Origin of the sequence: Spongiibacter thalassae (assembly GCF_012272835.1) — a bacterium.
GTDB classification, from domain to species: Bacteria; Pseudomonadota; Gammaproteobacteria; order Pseudomonadales; family Spongiibacteraceae; genus Spongiibacter; species Spongiibacter thalassae.
In genome coordinates this window covers 406966-429360 of sequence record NZ_JAAWWK010000001.1, presented here as the reverse complement: position 1 = coordinate 429360, position 22395 = coordinate 406966, and the positions used below count along the sequence as shown (strand labels likewise).

20 protein-coding genes are annotated in these 22395 nt (G+C 55.7%); 8 read left to right on the top strand and 12 right to left on the bottom strand.

Annotated elements, in window-relative coordinates; translation table 11 throughout:
• Positions 1-64 precede the first annotated feature (64 nt).
• From HCU74_RS01770 to HCU74_RS01735, 8 genes are all read right to left on the bottom strand, one after another.
• Positions 65-847, bottom strand: coding sequence for an enoyl-CoA hydratase/isomerase family protein (locus HCU74_RS01770; protein WP_168448673.1), 783 nt, complete (start codon positions 845-847; stop codon positions 65-67).
• A gap of 29 nt (positions 848-876) precedes the next feature.
• Positions 877-1650 (bottom strand): SDR family NAD(P)-dependent oxidoreductase, encoded by a 774-nt coding sequence (locus tag HCU74_RS01765; RefSeq protein WP_168448672.1) that lies wholly within the window; start codon positions 1648-1650, stop codon positions 877-879.
• Between the two features lie 47 nt (positions 1651-1697).
• Positions 1698-2843, bottom strand: a complete 1146-nt coding sequence (locus HCU74_RS01760) for an acyl-CoA dehydrogenase family protein (protein WP_168448671.1) — start codon at positions 2841-2843, stop codon at positions 1698-1700.
• Between the two features lie 413 nt (positions 2844-3256).
• Positions 3257-4210 carry an alpha/beta fold hydrolase gene (locus HCU74_RS01755; RefSeq protein ID WP_168448670.1) on the bottom strand — a complete coding sequence of 318 codons (954 nt, stop codon included), beginning with the start codon at positions 4208-4210 and terminating at the stop codon, positions 3257-3259.
• 98 nt (positions 4211-4308) lie between these two features.
• Positions 4309-5286, bottom strand: a complete 978-nt coding sequence (pta, locus tag HCU74_RS01750; protein ID WP_168448669.1) for a phosphate acetyltransferase — start codon at positions 5284-5286, stop codon at positions 4309-4311.
• A gap of 67 nt (positions 5287-5353) precedes the next feature.
• Positions 5354-5686 (bottom strand): AtuA-related protein, encoded by a 333-nt coding sequence (locus HCU74_RS01745; protein WP_168448668.1) that lies wholly within the window; start codon positions 5684-5686, stop codon positions 5354-5356.
• 2 nt (positions 5687-5688) lie between these two features.
• Positions 5689-7056: an acyclic terpene utilization AtuA family protein gene (locus tag HCU74_RS01740; RefSeq protein WP_168448667.1), complete on the bottom strand. Its 1368-nt coding sequence runs from the start codon at positions 7054-7056 to the stop codon at positions 5689-5691.
• A 90-nt stretch (positions 7057-7146) separates the two neighbouring features.
• Positions 7147-7938 carry an enoyl-CoA hydratase/isomerase family protein gene (locus tag HCU74_RS01735; protein ID WP_168448666.1) on the bottom strand — a complete coding sequence of 264 codons (792 nt, stop codon included), beginning with the start codon at positions 7936-7938 and terminating at the stop codon, positions 7147-7149.
• Positions 7939-8100: 162 nt separating this feature from the next.
• Between HCU74_RS01735 and HCU74_RS01730 the strand changes: the two genes are divergently transcribed.
• From HCU74_RS01730 to HCU74_RS01715, 4 genes are all read left to right on the top strand, one after another.
• Positions 8101-9243, top strand: a complete 1143-nt coding sequence (locus HCU74_RS01730) for a phosphotransferase (protein WP_168448665.1) — start codon at positions 8101-8103, stop codon at positions 9241-9243.
• A 573-nt stretch (positions 9244-9816) separates the two neighbouring features.
• Positions 9817-10236 carry a hypothetical protein gene (locus tag HCU74_RS01725; RefSeq protein WP_168448664.1) on the top strand — a complete coding sequence of 140 codons (420 nt, stop codon included), beginning with the start codon at positions 9817-9819 and terminating at the stop codon, positions 10234-10236.
• Positions 10237-10267: 31 nt separating this feature from the next.
• Positions 10268-10858, top strand: a complete 591-nt coding sequence (locus HCU74_RS01720; protein WP_168448663.1) for a hypothetical protein — start codon at positions 10268-10270, stop codon at positions 10856-10858.
• Positions 10859-11476: 618 nt separating this feature from the next.
• Positions 11477-11923: a hypothetical protein gene (locus tag HCU74_RS01715; protein WP_168448662.1), complete on the top strand. Its 447-nt coding sequence runs from the start codon at positions 11477-11479 to the stop codon at positions 11921-11923.
• A 155-nt stretch (positions 11924-12078) separates the two neighbouring features.
• On the opposite strand, the gene HCU74_RS01710 is transcribed toward HCU74_RS01715, so the two are convergent.
• From HCU74_RS01710 to HCU74_RS01695, 4 genes are all read right to left on the bottom strand, one after another.
• Positions 12079-14184 carry a TonB-dependent receptor gene (locus HCU74_RS01710; RefSeq protein WP_168448661.1) on the bottom strand — a complete coding sequence of 702 codons (2106 nt, stop codon included), beginning with the start codon at positions 14182-14184 and terminating at the stop codon, positions 12079-12081.
• Between the two features lie 133 nt (positions 14185-14317).
• A complete protein-coding gene (locus HCU74_RS01705) occupies positions 14318-15061 on the bottom strand; it encodes a helix-turn-helix transcriptional regulator (protein ID WP_168448660.1) in 744 nt (247 codons plus the stop codon).
• Between the two features lie 91 nt (positions 15062-15152).
• Positions 15153-15947, bottom strand: coding sequence for an enoyl-CoA hydratase-related protein (locus tag HCU74_RS01700; protein ID WP_168448659.1), 795 nt, complete (start codon positions 15945-15947; stop codon positions 15153-15155).
• A 51-nt stretch (positions 15948-15998) separates the two neighbouring features.
• Positions 15999-16769, bottom strand: a complete 771-nt coding sequence (locus HCU74_RS01695) for an SDR family oxidoreductase (protein WP_168448658.1) — start codon at positions 16767-16769, stop codon at positions 15999-16001.
• Positions 16770-17132: 363 nt separating this feature from the next.
• Between HCU74_RS01695 and HCU74_RS01690 the strand changes: the two genes are divergently transcribed.
• The 4 genes from HCU74_RS01690 to HCU74_RS01675 are packed head-to-tail and all read left to right on the top strand — an operon-like array spanning position 17133 to position 22392.
• Entirely contained in the window at positions 17133-18653 is a 1521-nt protein-coding gene (locus HCU74_RS01690; RefSeq protein WP_168448657.1) for an HAD-IB family hydrolase, read from the top strand.
• Positions 18637-20046: a wax ester/triacylglycerol synthase family O-acyltransferase gene (locus HCU74_RS01685; RefSeq protein WP_168448656.1), complete on the top strand. Its 1410-nt coding sequence runs from the start codon at positions 18637-18639 to the stop codon at positions 20044-20046. Before HCU74_RS01690 ends, HCU74_RS01685 begins: the two co-directional genes overlap by 17 nt.
• Positions 20046-21557, top strand: coding sequence for a DUF3336 domain-containing protein (locus tag HCU74_RS01680; protein WP_246864391.1), 1512 nt, complete (start codon positions 20046-20048; stop codon positions 21555-21557). Before HCU74_RS01685 ends, HCU74_RS01680 begins: the two co-directional genes overlap by 1 nt.
• Positions 21550-22392: an alpha/beta hydrolase gene (locus HCU74_RS01675; RefSeq protein ID WP_168448655.1), complete on the top strand. Its 843-nt coding sequence runs from the start codon at positions 21550-21552 to the stop codon at positions 22390-22392. The genes HCU74_RS01680 and HCU74_RS01675 overlap by 8 nt, the downstream gene beginning before the upstream one ends.
• The last annotated feature ends 3 nt before the right edge of the window (positions 22393-22395 follow it).

Below are 22395 nucleotides of genomic sequence, written 5' to 3'. Positions count from 1 at the left end.
ATTGTGACCGTGCGGCCACTGGCCGCAGAGCCTGTACTGTAGCCTGCTGCCGAAAAACCGCAAACTATTTGCCCTTGAACACCGCTGGACGTTTTTCCATAAAGGCCTGAATCGCCTCCTGGGAATCCTCACTGGCGACGCACACCAATTGCGCTTTGGCCTCTGCCGCCGCGGTGGTGGCATAGGATTGTGTCGCGGCATTACGCAGCAGGGTTTTCGCCTCCCGCAGCGCTATGGGCGCACGTTCGGCAAGCTGTTTAGCCCAGGCCTGCGCGGTACTCAACACTTCGTCGGCGGGCGCCAACATGGTCACCAGACCACAGTCGAGACAACTTTGAGCATCGAGACTGCCGCCCTCGGCGATTAACTTGAAGGCCCTTTGGTAGCCCAGATTGCGCAACAAATTCCAGGTGGCGCCACCATCGGGCACCAGCCCGACGTTGCTGAATGCCATAACCATTTTCGCGTCGTCGGCCATCACCGAAAGGTCACAGTGCAGGGCAAAGGCCGCACCGACTCCGGCCATGACTCCCGGCACGGCAGCAATCACCGGTTGTTCCAGCGATTCAATGAGGCTCAGGATCGGCACATACTCATCGAGCAACAGCCGCTCAACGGTCTGCCCCTCCTTGGGGGCTTCTGCTAAATCTGCACCGGAGGAGAAGCCGCGACCTCTTGCGCCCAACACAATCACCCGCACCTCGGGCTGTGCCGCCACGCTGCGTAGCCCAGCTAATAACTCCTTACGCAATTCGCTGTTAAAGGCGTTCAGCGACGACGGGCGGTTCAGGCAAACGGTGGCAACGCCACCGTCTACGCTGACGTCAATCGTATTAAAGTCACTCATCGTATCGCACTCCTCATCCTCTCCCGCTCTTAGCGGGGCTGCATTCGAATGCCGCCATCCATACGGATGCACTCACCATTGATGTAGTCATTATCAATGATCGCTGCGGCCAGCTTGGCGATTTCTTCGGGCTTGCCAAGACGCTTGGGGTACAACACCGAGTTGCACAGCGTCTGGTGGATTTCCGGGGTTACGGAGTCAAACAGTGGAGTGTTAATCAAGCCCGGCACGATGGTGTTAACACGAACGCCAATGGCCGACAGGTCGCGGGCGATAGGCAGGGTCATACCGACAATACCGCCTTTACTGGCGCTGTAAGCGGCCTGGCCAATCTGACCTTCGTAGGCTGCAACAGAGGCTGTGTTAATAATGACGCCGCGACCGCCATCGTCGTTAACGGGGTCGTTCTTCGCCATTTGCTCAGCACACAGGCGCAGCACGTTGAAGGTTCCAGTCAGGTTGACCGCAATGGTCTTATTCCAGTCTGCCAGCGGAAACGCACCTTGCTTGGGGCTGTAGGTCTTGTGGGCTGAGCCGATACCGGCACAGTTCACACACACATGGATTGCGCCAAAACGATCCATAACCTGAGCGATACCAGCGGCGACAGAAGCTTCGTCTGCCACGTTAACACTGGCGAACAGCGCCGCGTCACCCAGCTCGCTAACCATTGCCTGGCCAGCCGCTTCGTTCATATCAAAGATCGCTACTTTGCCGCCATCGGCGACGACGCGCCGGGCAATCGCCTGGCCCAAACCTGATCCACCACCGGTGACAACAGCAACTTTACCTGCGATATCCATCTGATCTTTCCTCTAGTAATTGGGTTGAGTCAACATCGAGCCGAGTGTTAACGCTTCTCGAAAATCGAGCGCGCGATGATTTCTTTCATAATTTCAGAGGTGCCCGCCAGAATGCGGCTGATACGGGCATTGGCGTAGAGATTACAAATTTCGTATTCCTGCATATAACCCGCACCGCCGTGGAGCTGAACGCCCTCATCGACCATGCGCCCCTCGACCTCGGAACAGTAGAGTTTGGCCTGGGAAGCCAGCACTGCAGTCAGCTTGCCATCGTTATGCTGCGCCACACACTGGTCGATAAACGCCTGGGCAACATCAATTTCGGTGCGCAGCGCGGCCATTTTGAAGCGGGTGTTTTGCTGTTCCGACAGAGGCTTGCCAAAGGCCTTGCGCTCCTCGACGAAGGATTTGGTCAATTCAAAGGCACTTTGCGCAGCGGCGAGGGAAATACACGCCGTAATCAAACGCTCCTCGGCCAGGCCCTGCATCAACTGGTGCATACCCTTGCCCACTGTTCCCAGCACGTTTTCCTTGGGGATTTTCACATCGGTGAAGAACAGCTCGGCAGTATCCTGAGCCTTCAAACCCAGCTTATCGAGGTTGCGACCGCGCTCGAAACCTTCCATGCCCGCCTCAACAATAAACAGCGTCATTTCGCGGGGCTTTTCGGGGTTAGTCTTCGCTGCAACGATCACCGCGTCGGCAAGAATACCGTTGGAGATGTACACCTTTGAGCCGTTGAGCAGCCAGTGGTCACCCTTGTCCTCGGCCCGGGACTTCATCCCCGCCAGATCACTGCCCGCATCCGGCTCAGTCATGGCAATCGCCAGAATACATTCGCCGCTGACACAGCGCGGAATAAACCGCTGCTGCTGTTCATCGTTGCCAAAATGCTTGAGATAGGGAGCAACCAGGCGGCTGTGCAGAGTGTGGAAAAAGCCGGGCTCACCGTAGAGGCCATCTTCTTCGATCATAATTTGCTGGTAGCGGAAATCATCAATGCCCAGGCCGCCAAATTTTTCGTCCGCCCAGGTTAACAAATAGCCCTGCTCACCCATTTTGCGGAACAGCTCCCGGGGCACAATGCCGTTCTTGCGCCATTCTTCCCGATGGGGCGCAACTTCCTGCTCAAGAAAGCGACGGTAGGCATCGCGGAACATAATTTGGTCTTCAGTAAAACAGCTGCGCAGCATACAGATACCTTTGATAACAAGAGTTGAAGTTCGACCAACCTGGGTCTAAAACGCCCAGCATAATCAGTGAGATGCGCGGCAACAGCGGCCGACAGCAGAAGTGGGCATAATTCTCCAGCAGGCGAAGCACAGCGACAATGACGGTGGGGAACAGATAATTTGATAAAAAGTGACAGTGCATTGGCTGCCCTGTCTATTTACGTCAAGGCTAAAAAAGCGGGGAAACGCCCCAGAGTCAGGCGATCAGGACTTTGCAGGAAGGAAAAATGCTACGTTGGCACCCTCGGCCCCGAAGAGGGTAAACTCGAGGACAAATTTTGTAGAACGAAACTTCGCTATTCAAGGAGCCGACAGAAACCGGTTTTCAGCCGTTTTCACGCTCCGATTGACATAACATGACATTTCTCTGTCCGCTACTTCACCGATATTCCGGCAAAGTCCCGAACAAACTCCGCCAAGCGTAACGGTGCGAAGTTTTGTACAGAATGACCCGCCTCAGGCACACGCTCAACCCTTACATCAGGCACACGCCGGCGCAACTCGACTTCGTCGTCGTCACGCACAAACCTCGACCGCCCGCCCCTCACCAGCATTAGCGGCGCGGTGATTTTCCCGACGTCGTCCCACAAACTGGCGTAACGGGCGGCATCAATGGGATCACTCAGGTCGAGACGGTCGTAGCGCCACACCCACTCGCCGCTCTCCCGCTGCCGGGCATTTTGTCTGACACTGCGCAATGTCGCCGCCGCCGGGCGCTTGGGGCTGGCCGCCAGTGCAGCCGCAGCCATAGCCTCGAAGCTGGGGAAGCATTGAACTTTATCGTAGAGCGACATCGATCCCCTACCCGCCTTCTGCATTTGCTGAGCCGCAGCGCGGGTACCCGGGGTAACATCAACCAATATCACCCGCTTAATCAACTCGGGCCAGCAAGAGGCCAAACGGATTAGAGTGGCGCCCCCCAACGACATGCCCACCACCACCTTTGCCTGTGGCGCAAATTGTTGAATCACTGGCGCCAGGGCTTCGGCGTTGGTGTGGGGGGAATAGTCACGGTCGTCACGCCAACTGGAATGGCCGTGGCCGGGCAAGTCAATGGCCAGAGCGGGCCGACCCAGCGCCAAGGCCAGGGCATCCCAGGTGTGGGCGTTTTGGCCAGAGCCATGGAGAAAAACCAGTTCAGCCGCTGAATGGCCCCACTTGATCGCACTGATATGACCGTGATCCGGCCCAGCAACGCCTATACGCGTCACCTCGGGCAAGTCACCGAAAATACCGACTTCCTCGGCTACTTCAGCCAGCGTTGCAAATTCATCGTAGTGGTCGCTATCGAATTGGCTGTCGCTGTCGTTCTCGCTGCTGTCTTTCATTGCCGTTGTGGGCCTGCGGTTTATCACTGTAAAACCCCATACTACCCGATCGCCGCCCGGTTAAAAATTCAACGGCCTACCTCGGTTGCCCAGGGGATTCAGTCTCCCAACAGCGAAGCGATCACCGCCACATCGGCAATGTCGTCGGCAGAGCAGCCCCGCGAAAGATCCATCCACGGTCGGGCAAAGCCCTGTAGCAACGGCCCCAGCGCCTTGGCACCGCCGATGCGCTGGGTAATTTTGTAGGCGATATTGCCCGCATCGAGGTCGGGGAAGATAAACACATTTGCCGCACCGGCGACCGCAGAGTTCGGCGCCTTTTTCTGAGCCACAATGGGGTCAAAGGCAGCATCAAACTGCAACTCGCCATCCACTCTCAAGCTCGGCTGGCGACGGCGAACGATGTCAAAGGCCTCGCGCACCTTGTCCACCTTGCTGTGCTGGGCCGAACCCCGAGTGGAAAATGACAACAGCGCCACTCTGGGCTCTGCACCGGTCAAACGCTGATGACCCGCCGCGGTGGCTATGGCAATATCGGCCAGCGCCTCGGCATCGGGATCGGGGATCACTCCGCAGTCGCCATAGCTCAGTAGGCGACCATCGGCCAGCGCCATCAGAAAAAAGCTCGACACCTGGTGGGCATCATCAGCCAAACCGACGCCGTGAAGACCTGCCCGCAGCACATCAGCGGTGGTGGCCACAGAGCCGGCCACCCCTCCATCGACATAGCCGAGACCAACCAGCAGCGCCGCCAATAGCAGGGGGTTATCCAGAGACGCCCTGGCCTGCTCAGCGGTCGTCCCCTTAGCCGCCCGTCGGGCAAACAGCTCTGCCGCCGCCCTGTCGCGCCACTGCGCAGCATCGCTGCGGCGGGAAAAAATCTCTACATTGTCGGGAATAGTCGCTGTGTCCGTCGTCGGCGCATCCAGCAATACCGGAACCACCGCGCCATTGCTGGCCAGCCGGCACACCGCCTGCAACACACGTTCGTCGCCGTGCTCCGGCAGAATAATGCGTCGCGGACGCTGCTTCGCCCGCTGAGTCAGCGTACTGATAATATCGCTATCGACGGACATAATGCTCTCATGAATTCGGGGTCTGTCCCCGGGGTCTGTCCCCGGGGACAGACCCCCTTTACCTATGTCAGGCCAGCAGGTGGTCTGGCACGTCCACTTCCATAAACAACAGCGCGAGGCTGTGAACCTTACCCTGGGCATCCATAATCAGGGTTTCCGTGCCCCCGCCGCCGAGGGAGTCCTCGAGGATGAAGTTCAGCGCGTTAAGGTTGTCCAGCTCATAGCGGGTAACATCGCCAAAGCAGATTTCGCTAAAGTGTTGTTTTACCTTTTCCGTAGTCAGCGTCTCCTTGAGAAACTGATACAACTCGGGCGTACGCGCCTTGATACCCACGTTACTGCCATCGCCTTTGTCACCGCTGCGGGCAATTGCAATGTCCATTAATTTAACCTTTGCCATGACTACACCTCCTCCACAGTGACAGTGGTAGTCACCTTGGTTTTGTCGATCAATGCTGGCCAGTAACCAACGATTTCAGTGGGACGGGGACGCCCCGCCGCGAAGCCTGTCACCCCCACTGGACCGCTGGTAATCAGTGGTGCCACTTCGCGGCCAAGCAGATTCAGCAGGTTTTTATCCGCGCTTTTTGCGCCGACTCGCAGCAGGACTTCCGCGGGCTCTTCCGATTGTTTAACGATGCCCTTGTAGCAGACGTTGGTGCCAAAAATTTCGACAAAGCGGTCTTCTTCCGGAATAGGCGTGCCGTACAGCGCTACGCGGTCGAACAGTATCTGCGCTGCCAGCTCTGCCTTGGCGACAGCATCGGGGCCGGTATAGGTCAGCTGCCCGACAATTTTGTAGCCGTTTTCATAGGACATTGACACCTTGTAGGTCGGCGTTGGTGCACTGCCCTTGATTCCCCATACCTTGACCCGGTTCTCTCCGTCCTGGGCCAGCTGGATGGTGGTGAAATCGGTTTGGCAGTCGGGTCCGAGATACCCCTTTGGGTCGCCCAGTTCATACAGCAACTGGGAGGTCACCGTGTCGATATTCACCAGACCGCCGGTGTTGTCGTGTTTGGTGACGGTGAAGGTACCGTCTTCCTTCACCTCGACAATGGGATAGCCGATGCGGGCAAAATCCGGCACCGATTTCCAGTCGCAGTAGTTACCACCGGTACACTGGGCCCCACACTCAAGGATGTGCCCCATAACAGTACCTGCGGCGAGACGGTCATAGTCGTCCATGGACCAGCCGAACTCGTGAATTAGCGGAGCCAGTACCACCGAGGGATCCGTAGCGCGGCCGGTCACCACAATATCGGCCCCCTGATCGAGCGCATCGGCAATCGGCTTGGCGCCGATATACACATTGGCGCTGGACAGGCGGTCGAGAATCTTGTCTACCGATTCACCGGTATCTAAATTGTTAAACGCCTCTCCCGACTTGATCAGCTCGGGGATTTGATCGAGGATATCGTCGCCCTCGACTATGCCTATTTTGATACCCGTCAGACCCAGTTCCTTTACCACCGCCTTGATGGCCTTCAGGCATCCCTGTGGGTTAACACCGCCGGCATTGGCAATCACCTTGATGCCCTTTTGCTGGCAGGTGGGTAGAATTTCCTTAAGCATCGACACAAAGTCGGTGGCGTAACCCGCTTCGGGATTGCGCAGCCGCTGCTTTTGCATAATGCTCATGGTCACTTCCGCCAGATAATCCAGTGTCAGATAATCCAGAGGCCCTTCTTCCACCAAACGCTTTGGCCCCAGCAGGCTGTCGCCCCAAAAGCCCTGGCCGTTGGCGATAAGTACAGTTTTGTCGCTCATAGTCGCTACCTAGATTCAGTCATCAGTGGGTAAATCGAAGTGTCGCAAGGCAACGAGAGACATCCCGAAAGGCCCTCGCCGCCAAAGCGACTATCCAATCCAGTCAGGTTTTCGTTTTTCAAGGAAGGCGGTCAGCCCTTCCTGCCCCTCGGCGCTGCCGCGGGTTTCTGCAATTCGGCGGCTGCTGTCTGCGATTAGCTCCGCATCGATTTCACGGTTGGCGTAATCCAGAATCAGGCGCTTGGCTTCGCCGACACCGCGGGGGCCGTTGCGCAGCACACTGCGTAAAATGCCGTCAATAGCGCTGTCCAATTCCTCTGCCGAAGGCACCAGCTCGGTCACCAGACCCAGCTCCCTTGCCTTCTCGGCACTGATAAGTTCAGCCGTGGTGAAATAGCGACGCGACGCCCGCTCACCAATAGCATTAATCACATAGGGGCTGATCGTTGCCGGGATCATGCCCACCTTGACTTCGCTCAAACAAAAGGCGGCTTCCGGCGCGGCAATCGCAATATCACAACAACTCACCAAGCCCACACCACCGCCGTAGGCCGCTCCCTGCACTCGGGCAATAGTCAGCTTGGGCAGGGTGTTCAGCCGGCGCAGCATCTCTGCCAGCAGATTGGAGTCGCGCAGATTTTCCTCATAGCCGTATTGCGCCATGCGGCGCATCCAGTTCAAGTCACCACCGGCACAAAAGCTTTTTCCGGTAGACGCGAGCACCAGCGCACGCACGCTGGCGTCTTCCGCCGCCGCGGCAAAGGCTTCACTCAGCGCGGCGACAACCGTGTCGTCAAAGGCGTTGTGGATGTCCGGCCGGCTCAGGGTCACCGTCGCCACGCCACGGGCATCAACTTCGTACTTTATTGCGGCATCAGCCATAAACTGCTCCTTATACCTCTCGGCAAACTTCATACCGAGCAATATACTAGCCATACGTATTGTTAGCAAGCTATCGTTTATAATAGACGGGTATCCGTCTATCGAGGTGGCTTTAATATCCTGCTAATATTTCGCCTATAAACAATAAAGAGGAGTCACAATATGAAATTGAGTTTCGACCAGATCAAGGCGGCCTACGAGCGGGAAGTCGCCCGGCGCGCGCCGGTTCAGCAGCGCGAGCAAATCCCCCTGGCCTTTGAAGACATCACCCTGGAATGGCTGAACAACACCGTGGGCGACAAGCAACACGGTGACATTACTGGCTTTACCCTGGGGCCTGAAGATGAGGGCACCTCCAGTCGCCGGCGCATTGAACTGACGCTTGACGGCGACGCGACCCACCTCCCCTCCAGCTTGTTTGCCAAAGCCACCTTCACCCTGCCCAGCCGCTGCCTACTGGGTATGAATGGCGCCATTGAGGCCGAAGTCCGGTTTTATAATGAATTGCGACCACAGCTGAATATCGAAGCGCCCACCGCGCGGTTCGCAAACTTCAACCCAGACACCCTGAACTCGATTATTTTGCTGGATGATATGACCGGCCAGGTTAGCTTCAGCGACCATCGCACTGCCATTTCAGAACAGCAGGCCAAGGAGCAATTGAGCATCCTCGCCACCCTTCACGGCAAGTATTATCAAAGCCCCGAACTGACCCGCTCACTGTCTTATCTGAATACCTGGAGCGATTTTTTTACCATTACCGCCAATGAGGCGGGCTTTGGCCCCCAGGCCGACATCGGCTTCCGCGAAGCGCAGGCAGTGATACCGGATCGACTGTTCAAGAAGGCCGATAAGATCTGGCCCGCCACCCTCGCCAGTGTCGCCCGCCACGAGTCCTTGCCCCATACGGTAGTGCACTCCGACGTTCATCTGAAAAACTGGTATATCACTGCCGACCAGCATATGGGCCTGAGCGACTGGCAGTGCATGTGTCGCGGGCACTGGGGGCGCGACCTCGCCTATGTAATTTCAACCAGCCTGACCACCGCCGATCGCCGCGCCTGGGAAAAAGACCTGATCCAGTACTATCTCGCGGAATTAAAAGCCAGCGGCGGCGCGGAGACCACCTTCGACGACGCCTGGACCTACTACCGCCAGAACCTGTTCGGCGCACTGGCCTGGTGGACGCCCGTGCTCAGTCCCAACCCAGACGTGCCAGACATGCAGCCCCGGGACACCAGCCTGGAGTTTATCAGCCGCATGACCCACGCCATCGACGATACCGACGCCCTGGATAGTTTCTGATTGGGAGACGCTGTACGGGAGACGCTGTGCAGCGTTCGTGCGTCTCGCGTCTCGCGTCTCGCGTCCTGCTTATTCCTACCTAACCAAACAATCCTCGCACAAGCCCTGTTTGTCGATTCACCCCTAAGTTGGCCCCCTTGGCCATCTTAGGGTAAATATCTGCAACGGCCAGCATATGGTAAATCACTTCACAAGTGGCGCAAGTCAGGTCGGCTGCTGGTCAGAAGCGGACAGTCACCAGCGTCCTTTCGGGGAAAACAGCCACTCAGCTTAAAAAAGCTGCCCCAAATCGGCACTTTCCCCTTTTTCAGGAGCCACGAGCTCACTATCACCTTTTTGCCGGTGCTAACTAATTGATTTTTATATGAGTGGGTATATGATCAGGGGAAAAGGAGCTAAAGCAGATAGAGGGAACTGGTCTTGCTATCATCAATCACTAACTCGACGAAATTCATCCAAGCCTTTGAAATCTTCAGGATTCCTGGTTCCATTCCAATTTTAGCCCCCGAGATAAGGAGCCTCAGTGATATAAGGCCCCTGTCTTCATAATAAAACAGTTATGAGCTACCAAGAATGAAGAATTTTGCGCTATCAATGTTATTTCTTTCGGCCCATGCATTGGCTACTGGTGGCCCTGAAATTGTGGAGTTAACTCATTCATCAGCAAATGAATTGGGTTTTACCGTTGCAACCAAACTCGAAGGTCTCTCTACCCAAGTACAGCTAAAAGGGCCAGCAAAGAACATTGATTCCTGTCCCGCATCAAGAAGCGGGACATTCTTACTTGATGCCGAAGGTCAGGAGCTTATGGTTCACATTACTGAACTTCCACCTTCACAAGAGCAACCAGAGGCATTGGGTTACTACATTAATAAAAGCCACACCATGGGCGTATTTATAGATTACATATGTTCGCAAGGCAGCTTGGCTAAAAGTAAACGGTACACCGTGCCATCAATTAGCAACTGGCTCATAACAAGGCCATCAAATTGACCGCTTTACGCTGCGCTTCAAGCGGCAATTTATGGCGGCGTTATGTGAAAACAAATGGTTCTCAAGCATGAAGCATGATGTATACATCGAAATTCTAAGATATGGCCGCAGTAAAATAGGTGAGCCAATCACGTTTGATGAGTTGAAAAGTCATCTTGAAAGCGAAGGTTATGAATTTGATGATTTCGCTGCAGAGCAGTTCTTTTCAGACCTATTTGTAGATAAAGGCCTTCCGAGAGGAAACAAGCCTGGGCAGCTACGTAACGAGGGTGAATTTTTTCTTGAGCACGAGGGTTACTTTAATTTACTTGAGTATGAAGAACTGATTGAGGCAAGACGATCTGCAACTCAGGCAACATTGTTTGCTGCTATCGCAATAATAATTTCTACCGTTTCAACAGGCGCATCTATATATTTTTCGAGACTTCAACTGGAAAGACCTACGCAAATAGATGAGTTTCAAGTGCATAAGGTTTTAGCGACTATCGAGCTAGAGCGTAAATCCATAAATGGTCAAATTCAAGGAGTTGAAAGCGCCGTTTCTGAGTTGAAAATGCAGGTAGAAAATTTAGGCGCACATAACAAGTCAATGCAGCCGACGCCTCCGGCGGCGGCTGATTGAGGCGTTAGAGAGCCATGGTCTACGTTCCACCGCCAATACATGGCCTGCAATGTGAATGCTGTGACAAAAAATTTGAGAATTATTCTGCGAAAACGACAAGCAAGTGGCGCACAGACGCGGTATTTGAATGTCCAAGATGTGGTGTGAAGCTTCAATATCCTCCCAGCTGTCGTTTGCCGGGACTGTTTGTCCGCTCAGCGCTAATGATTCTTACATTTTATCTGGTTCACTCGTTTATTGAATTTTGGGACAACGAGGTGGCCACGTGGCTTGGAATTTTGGTTTTACTTTTGGCAGTGTTTGCGCTACCAAAGAGTATGGGTGTTAAAAACCGGTACCTAGTTATGCGGCGAGTATAGAAGGTGTATTGTCTCTCTAACAAGGGCCGGCACCCTCGCGCAGTAAGCTGCGCTGGACTCGCAAAGGCTGTCGCCTTTGCTCGCCGGTGCGGTCGACGTTATGCGTGCGGTATTAACCAAGCAAGGTCAAGATATTCAAAGGAGACACTCTGCTAACGACAACCTCAGTCCTATCGAGTTTGAGGAGACTGCTTTGGCAGCTTAGTTATGGTGTCTAATTTTTGTGGGGCAGACCAAACCGAATTAAACGAAATATGAGATGAAAATTCAAATTGATATTGGAAGAGTTTTTATAGCTATAGGTGCGTTAATCGTATGTCTCTATTTATTCAATAGTATATTTAGAAGTGAAACAAAATCATTCAATGGTGTTGTTGTAGATGTAAGTTGTAAAGAAAGAATGCATGGGTATGATTTTGATATGTCACTTGCTCTCGATAACGGAGAATCGAAGAGTTTTTCAATTGGCTCTATCTCTTGCGGCAGGTTGTCGGTTGTGGAAGTTGGCCGAACCGTAAGCTTGAAGCAAAGAGTATTCAATAACGGTGTGGAAGAGCTTATTGTAGATGAGTATCCTGTGTTTACTGAAAGAGAATCATTTATTAATGCTCTACTGGGTTTAATTTTAATATTGTCTCTATTCTTTGGGATTGGAATAGCATCGATAAAAAATGCAAGAACGCGGGAGGCGGAAAAATTAACATAACAATTTTGTCGTGAGGGACGTGTGCTGCTGGGACGCCTCCGCTGACGCTCCGGCGCCCCAAAACACGGCGTTGAGGATGTAGTGCGGCCATGTTATAGGCGAATCAACATGCATGAAGGCGCATATCGGGGCCTATTGACAGGCCCCGGGAGTGGTCAGAACCGATACTCAGCCTCTACCCCGAAGGTAGCTGGCGGCGCCGACGAGACGAAATCACCAAAGGTGCTTTGCTGCGAGTAATAGGAGTACTCGCTGTCGAGCATATTGCGGCCATACAGACGGAAGCGCCAGGTCTCGTCCTTGGTAGTCAGCGCCACTTCGGCATTCAACACGTCGTAGCTGTCCTGTTCGGTGCGGTTGTCGGGCTCCCAGTAAAAGCCGTCGTTATAGTAGTAGGACACGTTATAGTTCACCTCACCCAAACTGGTGTCCTGACGATAGTTGGCGCTTACACTTGCAGTCGTTTTTGGCGCTCGTGTCATTTCGTTTCCGGCCAGATCGGCAAAGGTCTGAGTATTCCCCGAGCCATTCTGATTCGGTGAAATTACCGGTCCATTGTCAAAATTGGTGTACTCCGTATCCAACAGTGCCAACGATGCCGTCAGGTCTAGGTTTTCCGTGACATAGTACTGGGTTTCAATTTCGGCACCGTACATCTCCGAGTCACCCACGTTGAACAGGAATACCGCGCCACCCAAAATCTGTTGCAGCTGCAAATTCTGGAAGTCGTAGTAGAACGCCGCGGCATTGACCCTCAGGCTTCGGTCGAGGAAATCGCCCTTGAAGCCCACTTCGTAGGCGTCCAGTTCTTCCGGGTCGACCGGTTGCGGCGCGTTGCCCGTTACGACCAGGGTGTTGTACACCCCGCTTTTGAAACCGCGACTGTAACTACCGTAAAGCAGCACATTGTCGTCCAGCTGGTGATCCACCGCCAAGCGCCAACTTGGCGATGACCAGCTTTCATCAGCCGCGAAGGGCGAAACGTTTGTTCCCACCGTAGTCGTGCCACTCAGCTCACGGTCGTCCTGGGTATGGCGTGCACCGAGGGTCAGCTTGGTCGCTGAGGTGATGTCGTAACTCCCCTGAGCGTAGACCGCATAGGAGGTGGTTTCCTGCACGGAATCCACTCCGATATCCGCATTGGGCGTGGTCACCACGGTATTGTCGTAGGCCGCATCAGCATTCAGGTAATACAAACCGGCGGTCCACTGCAATGGCCCATCACCCACTGAGTTAAACTGAAATTCCTGGGTCAGCTGCTTGGTATACTGGCGAATGTAAAAGTTAACAATTTGTGCTGGCCCCGAGTCCTGATCCAGCAGATAGTCGAGGTGGGTCACTGTGCGCGCCGTCGTCGAGATCAACTCAAAGTGCTCAAAGTCGCGACGATATTTCGCGCTGTAGGAGTCGGTGTCTGTATCGGCCAGAGGCTCTTGGTTGGTGTTCACATCCTGAAAATCACCGGTATTGGTGCCACCGCCGGTGGCGGTTGTGCCCTCGGCGGGCTGCCGGGCCACACCGACGTCACTGCGTCGATTGGTTCTCAGGGCGCTGAAAATCACGCTGCTTTTATCGTCGATATCGTAAAGCAGCTTGCTGCGCAGTGAGCTGCTCTCCTCTCCGGGGCGCTCTTCGCCACGGGTGAGATTGTCGCCATAACCCTTATCGCGATTCAGGTAAAACGCCGACACATCCACCGCAACCGACTCGGACAGGCCAGTGCTGAAGTAACCGTTCAGCTGAGCCTCGTTATAGGTGCCGTAGCCCACACCCAGCATACCGGTGGTATCGAAAACCGGGTCCTTGGTAATCACGTGGATCAAACCGCCGGTGGCGTTGCGGCCAAACAGCGTGCCCTGCGGCCCGCGCAACACTTCCACCCGCTCGATATTATTAAAGTCCATAACAGAGCCGGCCATCGACGAGTAATACACCCCATCGACATAGGTCGACACGCTACTCTCGTCACCCACTGACGAGTTCTTGGTACCCACCCCGCGAATAAACGGCGTAGCCGAACCCACCTGGCGGCTGAACTGGAGGTTTGGCACCACCTGGGTTAGCTCATCTGAGCCGGTGATACCGGTTTTTTCCAACAACTCCGCCGTGGCGGCAGTGATCGCGATGGGCACATCCTGCACATTTTCCGCCCGCTTTTGGGCCGTCACCACTACCTCTTCGAGCAAGGCATGGGTGGTTAGGGGTCCGACGAACAGAGGCAGGCTCCAAACAATAGGCGAATACTTCACGAATTTACGCATACTGATTCCTTTTTGATTGTTATGGCTATAAGAACACGCCAATCCAAGTTATCAGATTTTTTGTTTGCTTGCGATTCTTTCGTTTACGTTTTTTACGCCTACTACTTAACAATGCGAGACCAGCGACTCGAACTTACCCTCCGCGCGCCGCCGCTGACTGGCGCAGCGCCGCAAGCAGGGCCGTACGGCTGTGCACAGCAAACTTGCGATACAAGCGGCTGAGGTAGTTTTCAATGGTGTAAATCGACAAATGGAGGTCAGCGGCGATCTGCTTATTACTACTCCCCCGCAGCAGCTCGTTGACCAATTGCTGCTCCCGGCGGGTCATCGATACTGGCGCAACAGGCGCGGCGGGGGGCGCCGCCGGGCGATACAGTGCGATATGCAAACAGGCATCGACAAGATAGTCACTGCCCTGAGCCAGCCATTGATCCACCTGACCAGTAACGCTATCTACCGACAGACTGCCGCGAAATTGTTGGCGGTGGGCCAACAAGCCCACCACCAGATGAAAACTGCGCCCCAGGGGGCGCGACAATGCCGCGGCCTCGACAAAGCCCGCCCGGCCCAGGCGGGAAAAATACACCTCGTTCGTCTCGGCAACACTATTGGCCGGGGCCACGATAGAACTATGGCGCATCACTTCGTCGTGGCAACCGGCATCAGGCAACAAGGGGTCACAGGTAAACCATTGGGACGAGTAAGAGGTCACTACCGACTCGGGGATGCCGCTGTTGTGCAGAAAGTGTATTGCCGGAGAGGCGGCGGAGGTGTCGTACAGCATCAGCGCCAGACCGGAGGCTCGGCTTGCACTGGCGACTTCGCCACCATAGCGGGTATTCAGCTCGTGAAATTCCTGCGCTGCTGTCAGGTGCATGGGCAAACCTCCCGCAGACTGGATAATTATTATGTTGCAGCCCCTGCATCCATTTGCACAGGGGCTGCCTTAGCCGCGCGCGCGTCGGCGATCAGTCAATAAACTTTCTGAAATCCGGCTTGCGCTTTTCATTGAAGGCGTTCACGCCCTCTTTCGACTCTGCCGTGTCGTAATACATTTTCACCGCATTCAGCGCCATCATGCTGGTGCCGCGAATAGACTCGGTATCGCAGTTAAAGGAGCGTTTGGCCAGAGCCATGGCGGTGGGGCTGTGCTGCAACATGGTTTCGCACCAGCTGGTGACCTCGGCCTCCAATTCAGCGGCGGGCACGACTTTGTTCACCAAGCCCATATCAGCCATTTCCTGGGCGGTATAACGCTTGCACATATACCAGATTTCACGAGCCTTTTTCTCGCCGACAATGCGCGCAAGATAGGCGGTGCCCCAGCCTGCGTCTACAGAGCCGACCTTCGGCCCCACCTGGCCCATTTGCGCTGTGTCGGCGGCAATGGTCAGATCACAGATTGTCGCCAGCACGTTGCCGCCACCAATCGCAAAACCATTCACCGCCGCGATAACCGGTTTGGGAATGTCGCGAATCGCCGACTGCAGTTCGTCAATCGGCAGCCCCACAACACCGCGACCATCATAGTCACCGTCGTGGTTGGACTGGTCACCGCCGGTACAAAACGCCTTGTCGCCGGCACCGGTCAATACCACCACACCCACTTCCTTGTCGCTCGCGGCGGTCAGAAAAGCGTGAATCAATTCCTCGATGGTTTTGCCGCGAAAGGCGTTGTACACCTTGGGTCGGTTGATGATAATCCAGGCCGCGCCATTGCGGTTTTCGTAGATAATGTCTTCATAGGGGGTAGAAGCAAACATAATCCTGTCCTTACCTGCTGCTAGTGATGTTTATTCAGAGTGCAATGAGCCTCAGCTCATTGTCAGCCCACCGGAAATCGAAATCGCTTGCCCGGTGATATACCCGGCATCGTCGCTGCCGAGAAAGGCGATCATTCCTGGGTAGTCCTCGGGCTGGGCCATACGGCGCAACGGAATTCCCCGCGCCATCGACTGCTTCCATTTTTCCGCTTCCGGCCCGGTGCCAGCAACCGCCGCCATAGCGGGAGTATCCGTTGGCCCGGGGCACACGGCGTTCACCAGAATATTATTTCGCGCCAATTCCCGCGCCATCGACTTGCTGAAGGCAATCGTGCCACCTTTACAGGCCGAGTAAACCGCCTCGTTGCTGGTGCCGACACGACCGGCATCCGACGCCACATTAACAACGCGTCCCTCGTTTCGCTCTGCCATACGTTTGCACACCGCAGCGTGCAGGTTAATAGGACCAAATAAATTCAGGTTAACGATTTTCTGCCACAGCTCGGGGCCGGTACTGAGGAAGGGCGCGGGCTGATCCCAACCGGCATTGTTCACCAGCATCCACACCGGCCCCAATTCAGACTCCACCTTTTCCACCGCCGCTTCGACCGCTTCCAGGTTAGTGATATCGGCAACGTAAGGCGACACCGAGCCAGCGGCACCAGCCGCCCTTGACTTCTCGGCAACCGCTGCAGCGGCGTCACTATTGATATCAAACAGGGCGACCTTGCAGCCCTCTTCTGCCAAACGCAGCACGATGGCCTCGCCAATACCACTGCCACCGCCGGTTACTATTGCGACCTTTCCCGTCAAGCCTTTCAAAATACACCTCTCTGCTGCAATTTGAGTCCAATATGACCGCCACCGGAGGGCGGCAATATCAGAGTGGTTAATCTATCGAGCACCCCTTTACGACTATGGGCCACCCTGTCGGAAATCATTATAGACACAGATTTAGCATACGCACAATATGCTTGCTATTATTTCGCTTGCTTATTATTATCACAACCCATCATAAATTTCATCATCTCGGCCGAAGGCCCGCTAAAACCAGCACTAGGCCCGATATTTGCACGATAACCCATACTATCGCACAGGGCGAATCCTTGTCCGGACAGTTATCGTTGACAGTCTCGGGGCATTCGTAGAAATTACTACGCTATAGAATATTAATGGATACTAACAATGTCGAGCCTTGAAGAACTTTACGCCGAAATTGCCGACACCCCCGAGGGACCGGACACCCTCGCACTGTTTGATTTCGACGGCACTCTGATCGCAGGCTACTCCTCGATATTCGTTCTACTGGAACAGCTTCGTCGTGGCGACATATCCAAAACCGCCTTTGCCAACACTTTTCTCAGTGCGCTGAACCACCGGCTTGGCCTATTGGACGATCAGGGGCTAATGGAAGTGGGCGCGTCGTTTATCGCGGGTCGCAGCGAGGAAGAGTTTGCCGAGCTGTGCCAGGCTGTCTTTGAAAAGCAGCTATACAAACGCATTTACCCGGAAGCGCGGGCGCTGATTGCCGCCCACAGAGCCAAGGGACACACCGTTGCCATCGCCTCCTCAGCTCCCCGACAGGCCATTGCTGCTACCGCGGCAGAGCTGCAAATCGAGCATATTGCCAGCTCCGTCTATCTCCTTGAGAACGGCGTCTTTAACGGCAAGGTCAGCCAGCCAGTGTGCTGGGGCTATGGCAAGCGCAGCGCCGCCGAAGACCTCGCCGAGTCGCTGCAGTGCTCCCTCGACAACGCCTTTTTTTATTCCGACAGCGACGAAGACCTGCCACTACTGGAGGTTGTCGGCTGCCCCGTAGCGGTCAACCCCAATACCGGGCTGCGCCAGCGCGCAGAGCAGCAGGATTGGCACTGTTTCGACTTCGCCCCGCGCAAGTGGCGACTGCGCGAGCTGGGCGGCACCGCCGGGGTTTACGCCTCGCTGGTTGCCACCTATCTCGGTGGGCTCGGAGTTGCCCGTTTGCAGGGCGACCGGGACAAGGGCCGCAGTTTTATGCTGAACGCTTTCACCGACAGTGTCAGCGCGCTGACCGGCATGAAACTTAAGGTGGTGAACGAGCACTACCTCAATGACAGTCCGGCGGGCGTCGTGATCTTTAACCATCAGAGCACCGCCGACGGTTTTATTATTCTCAAGCTGCTCAAGGAAAATTACGCAGGAATTGGCAAACGGGCCTTTGGCCGCATTCCACTGCTGTCCGACGCCTATGAATTTGCCGGCGTCATTCCCATCGACCGCAGCGACAGCGCATCGGCCATCAACAGCATGGCTCCCCTTGTTGACGCCATTAAACTGGAAGGCCGCAGTGTCGCCATCGCCCCGGAGGGCACCCGCAGCCAATCGCGCAAACCCGGGCCGTTTAAAAAAGGCGCTTTTCATCTCGCCCTCGACGCGGGCGCGAACATCATTCCAGTGGTGATTCACAACTCGATGGATGTGCAGGGCAAGGGCGATAAATTTTTCCACCCCGCCACCGTCACCGTTGAAATACTGCCGCCAGTCGATACCCGTCGCTGGCAGCGCGACACCCTGGACCGCCACATTCACGACGTGCGCAACCTCTACCTTGAGGCGCTGGGCTACCCCCGCGAAAAGCCCCCCAGACGTCCGCGCAAGACCGCCTCCATCAAGTCCGACAGCACGCCGGCAAAACCCGCAAAGGCCCGCAATGATAAGACAGCTTAAGCCCCAGGACGCCCAGTTTCTGTATATGGAGACAGAGAACAATCTGTCTAACGCCACCATGGTTTGCGTCTACGCGCCACCGACTGACAATACGTTTTCTGCCGCACGCGCGGTGCGCCAGCAATTTGAACAGCGGCTGCATCTCAGCAGTATTTTCCGTCACCGGATCAAAACACTGCCCTTCAACCTGGACTATCCCTATTGGGAGAAGGCGCCGCACTTCAATCTCGATAATCACATCAGCAACGTTGCCGCGCCGGCCCCCGGCGACCGCGCGACACTGAACCGCATTACCGCCCAATTCCACTCCCGACCACTGGATCTGCGACGCCCTCCCTGGGAGGCGGTGGTAGTCACCGGACTGAATCATCTGGAGGGACTGCCCACTAACAGCTTTGCAGTGTTAATCAAAATTCATCACGCCGCCATTGACGGCGTTGCCGCGATGAAACTTTTTCTGGGCCTGCACGACAACAGCCCGACCGCCGAAACATCCACTGATACCCCATTTGATGACACGGCTTATAATCTGCCAACGCGCAAGCACCTGTTACACAATGCCAGACGTAATTACCTGAATGCCCCCGCCTCGGCAGTAAGCCGTATTGCCAAACAGCTTGGAGCCCTGCGCAAGGCATCAAGCGATGACGGCACCGCAGGCGACAAAAAACACCCGGTTCCCAAAACCCGTTTTAATCAGCCGGTAGGGCCAGAGAAAAAGCTGGCAACCACCTTCTTTCCACTGGATCAGCTCAAGGCCCTGCGGCAACTACACCCCGGCGCCACCCTCAACGATATTATTCTGGCGATAAGCAGTGGCGGGCTCCATCGCTATCTCAGCGGTCACAAGGCTCTGCCCAATATTCCGCTGGTAGCCTGGGTGCCGATCAATGCGCGGCAGCCAGGCAATGCCGACGCCGATGGCAATAACATCAGTGCCACCGCCATCGCTTTGGCCAGCCAGATTCGCGATCCGATGGAGCGGCTCAAGCGCATTGTCGCCGCCACCCGCGACGCCAAGGAAGCCAGGTCAGGGCTCGCCGCCCGTATGGTGACTGACCTCACTCAGCATCTGCCCAGCACCGGCATGGCGGCCTTTACCCAGTTACTGTTGGCGTCGAACACCACCGGTAAGCTGTGCAATCTCGCGGTATCAAATGTGCCCGGACCACAGCAAGCGCTTTACCTGGCCGGCGCCGAGTGTCGCGAGCAATTCGGTATGGTGCCACTGGCCGACCGCATGGGTTTGTTCTTCGTAGTCATGAGCTATAACGGTCGCCTGAGCCTGAGCATTACCTCTACCGAAGACATCCTGCCCGACCACGACACCTTGATCGACGCCCTGCACAGCGAATTCCAGTGGCTGTGCCAACAACTCGGACAACCAGCCTGATGACCGCCCTTCGCACACGGCGCCGCCCACGGCATCAGCCCACGCCCAGCCGGGCAATGGCCCAGGCAAAAAGCTATGCCCAGTGGTGTGAGGCCGCCATGATTCGCGACCAGAAAACCGGCATGGAGGCATGGAAACGGGCCGAAAGCAGCCGCCTTTACGATTATCGCTCAATTCGCAACCGACTGACCAAACTCCGCGACAAGCGCACCAGCGGCGACAGCAAGGGGCTGCTGTTCGTTCTGAATGAAGGCATTCACGGCAATATGGCGGGCATGGGCAACGACCTGCTGTATCAGCGGGCGGCCTTTGGCACCAAGGCGCTCATTGAGGAATATGTCACCGAAATCGGCGATGCCCTGGAGTACCTGGCCAGCGACGAGGCCAACGCGATCAGCGAAGCCGAAAAACTCGATTTCTTTCAGCGAGCCAGTCATTGCTTTGGCCGATCAGCACTGATGCTCAGCGGTTCCGGCACCCTGTTTTACTTTCACCTCGGCGTCGTCAAAAGTCTGTGGGAGCAAAACCTGCTTCCGCGCATTATCTGTGGCTCCAGTGGTGGTGCACTGATTGGCTCGCTGGTAGGCACCCACTCCCACACCGAACTCGAAGGTATCTTCGACCCCGAATACATCCGCTTTGAGGTCGAAAAGGAAAACGGCATTCTCGGCAATATTGGCCTGCTTCGCCGCAAACCGATCTCGGTGGATGGCGTCAAGGAACTCTACCATCGGCTGATTCCGGAAATGACCTTTCAAGAGGCCCAGCAGGCCACCGGCTTCGACCTCAATGTGTCGGTCGCACCAGTGGAAACCCACCAGTCGTCCAGACTGCTGAACTCGATCGCCTCACCCAATGTCATGGTGCGCGACGCGGTGATGGCCTCCTGCGCCTTTCCGGGTTTTTTCCCCGCTGTGGGCCTTCGCGCCAAAGACGAATACGGCAATATCCGCCCCTATCTGGAAGACCGGCGCTGGATGGACGGCTCGATTTCCGACGACATGCCAATTCGTCGAATTACTCGCCTGTATGGGGTGAACCACTTTATTGTCAGCCAGACCAACCCCGCCGCGCTGCCCTTTATCAATCGGGAAAAAGACCCGGTGGGCCTCGCGGTGCTGAAAAAGGCGATGAAAAACACCACACGGGAATGGCTGGTGGCCGGCAATAAACTCATCAGCCACCCCGCCGCCAGCCAGTCACCGCTGCACGTGGCCGCCACCATGCTGGGGCGCGTGCTGTCACAAACCTATACCGGCGACATCAATATTTTTCCGCCATCCATGCTGCACAATCCCATGAGCCTGCTCTCGGGTCGCAGCAGTGAAGAGGCCCTCGCCCTGATTCATGCCGGTGAGCGCGCCAGTTGGCCCCATATAGAGCGCATACGCATACAAACCCACATCAGTCGGGTGCTCGACAATATTCTGCGGCAGCGCGATGCCCTCGCGCCCCAGCGCCGCCCACACACATCAACGCCCCCTAGCGCGAGACCACCGGCCCATGACTAATACCGCTCAAGGCTTTATTAATGCCTACGGCAAGAAAATACACACCCACAGTTGGCCCGTTACCCAAGCCAAGGCCCAGGTAGTTATTGTGCACGGACTGGGTGAACACGGCGGCCGCTACAGTGAGTTGGCAAGCTCATTGAACCAACGGGGTTACAGCTGTTACGCACTCGACCACCAGGGCCACGGCAAATCAGAGGGCGAGCCGGGTTTTATCGAAAGCTTTGCAATATTTGTTGATACCGCAGCGGATTTTATCGAACGGGTCAAAGCCCAGGCTCCCGACCTTCCCTGCATTATGATTGGCCACAGCATGGGCGGCGTCATCGCCAGCAATCTGTTGATTGACCACCCCGGGCTGGTCGATATTTGCGCCCTGTCCGGCCCGGCCCTGGCCACTGACGATGCCATCGGCCCCCTGCAGCGACGCTTGCTGAAGGGGCTCGCCGTCCTGTTGCCCAAAGCCAGGGTATTCAGTGTTGACCCCACACTGGTCAGCAGTGACCCGGCCACGGTAGCGGCCTATCGTAACGACCCGCTGGTACTGCAGGGCAAGGGCTGCGTAAAACTGATTACCGAAATCCTCAACGCCGCCGGGCGTGCCCTGGAGCGCGCCGATGCTATCCGCATTCCCATGTTGTTTATGCATGGCGGCGCCGACGCCCTCGCCCACCCCAATGGTTCTGTGCGCATGCACGACGCCATCGCCAGCACCGACAAAGACCTGGTGATTTATCCCGACCTCTACCATGAAATTTTCAATGAGCCGTGCCGACAGGACATTTTCACCGAGCTGGGCGACTGGCTGGATCAGCATTTATCGCCACCGAATTAGTCA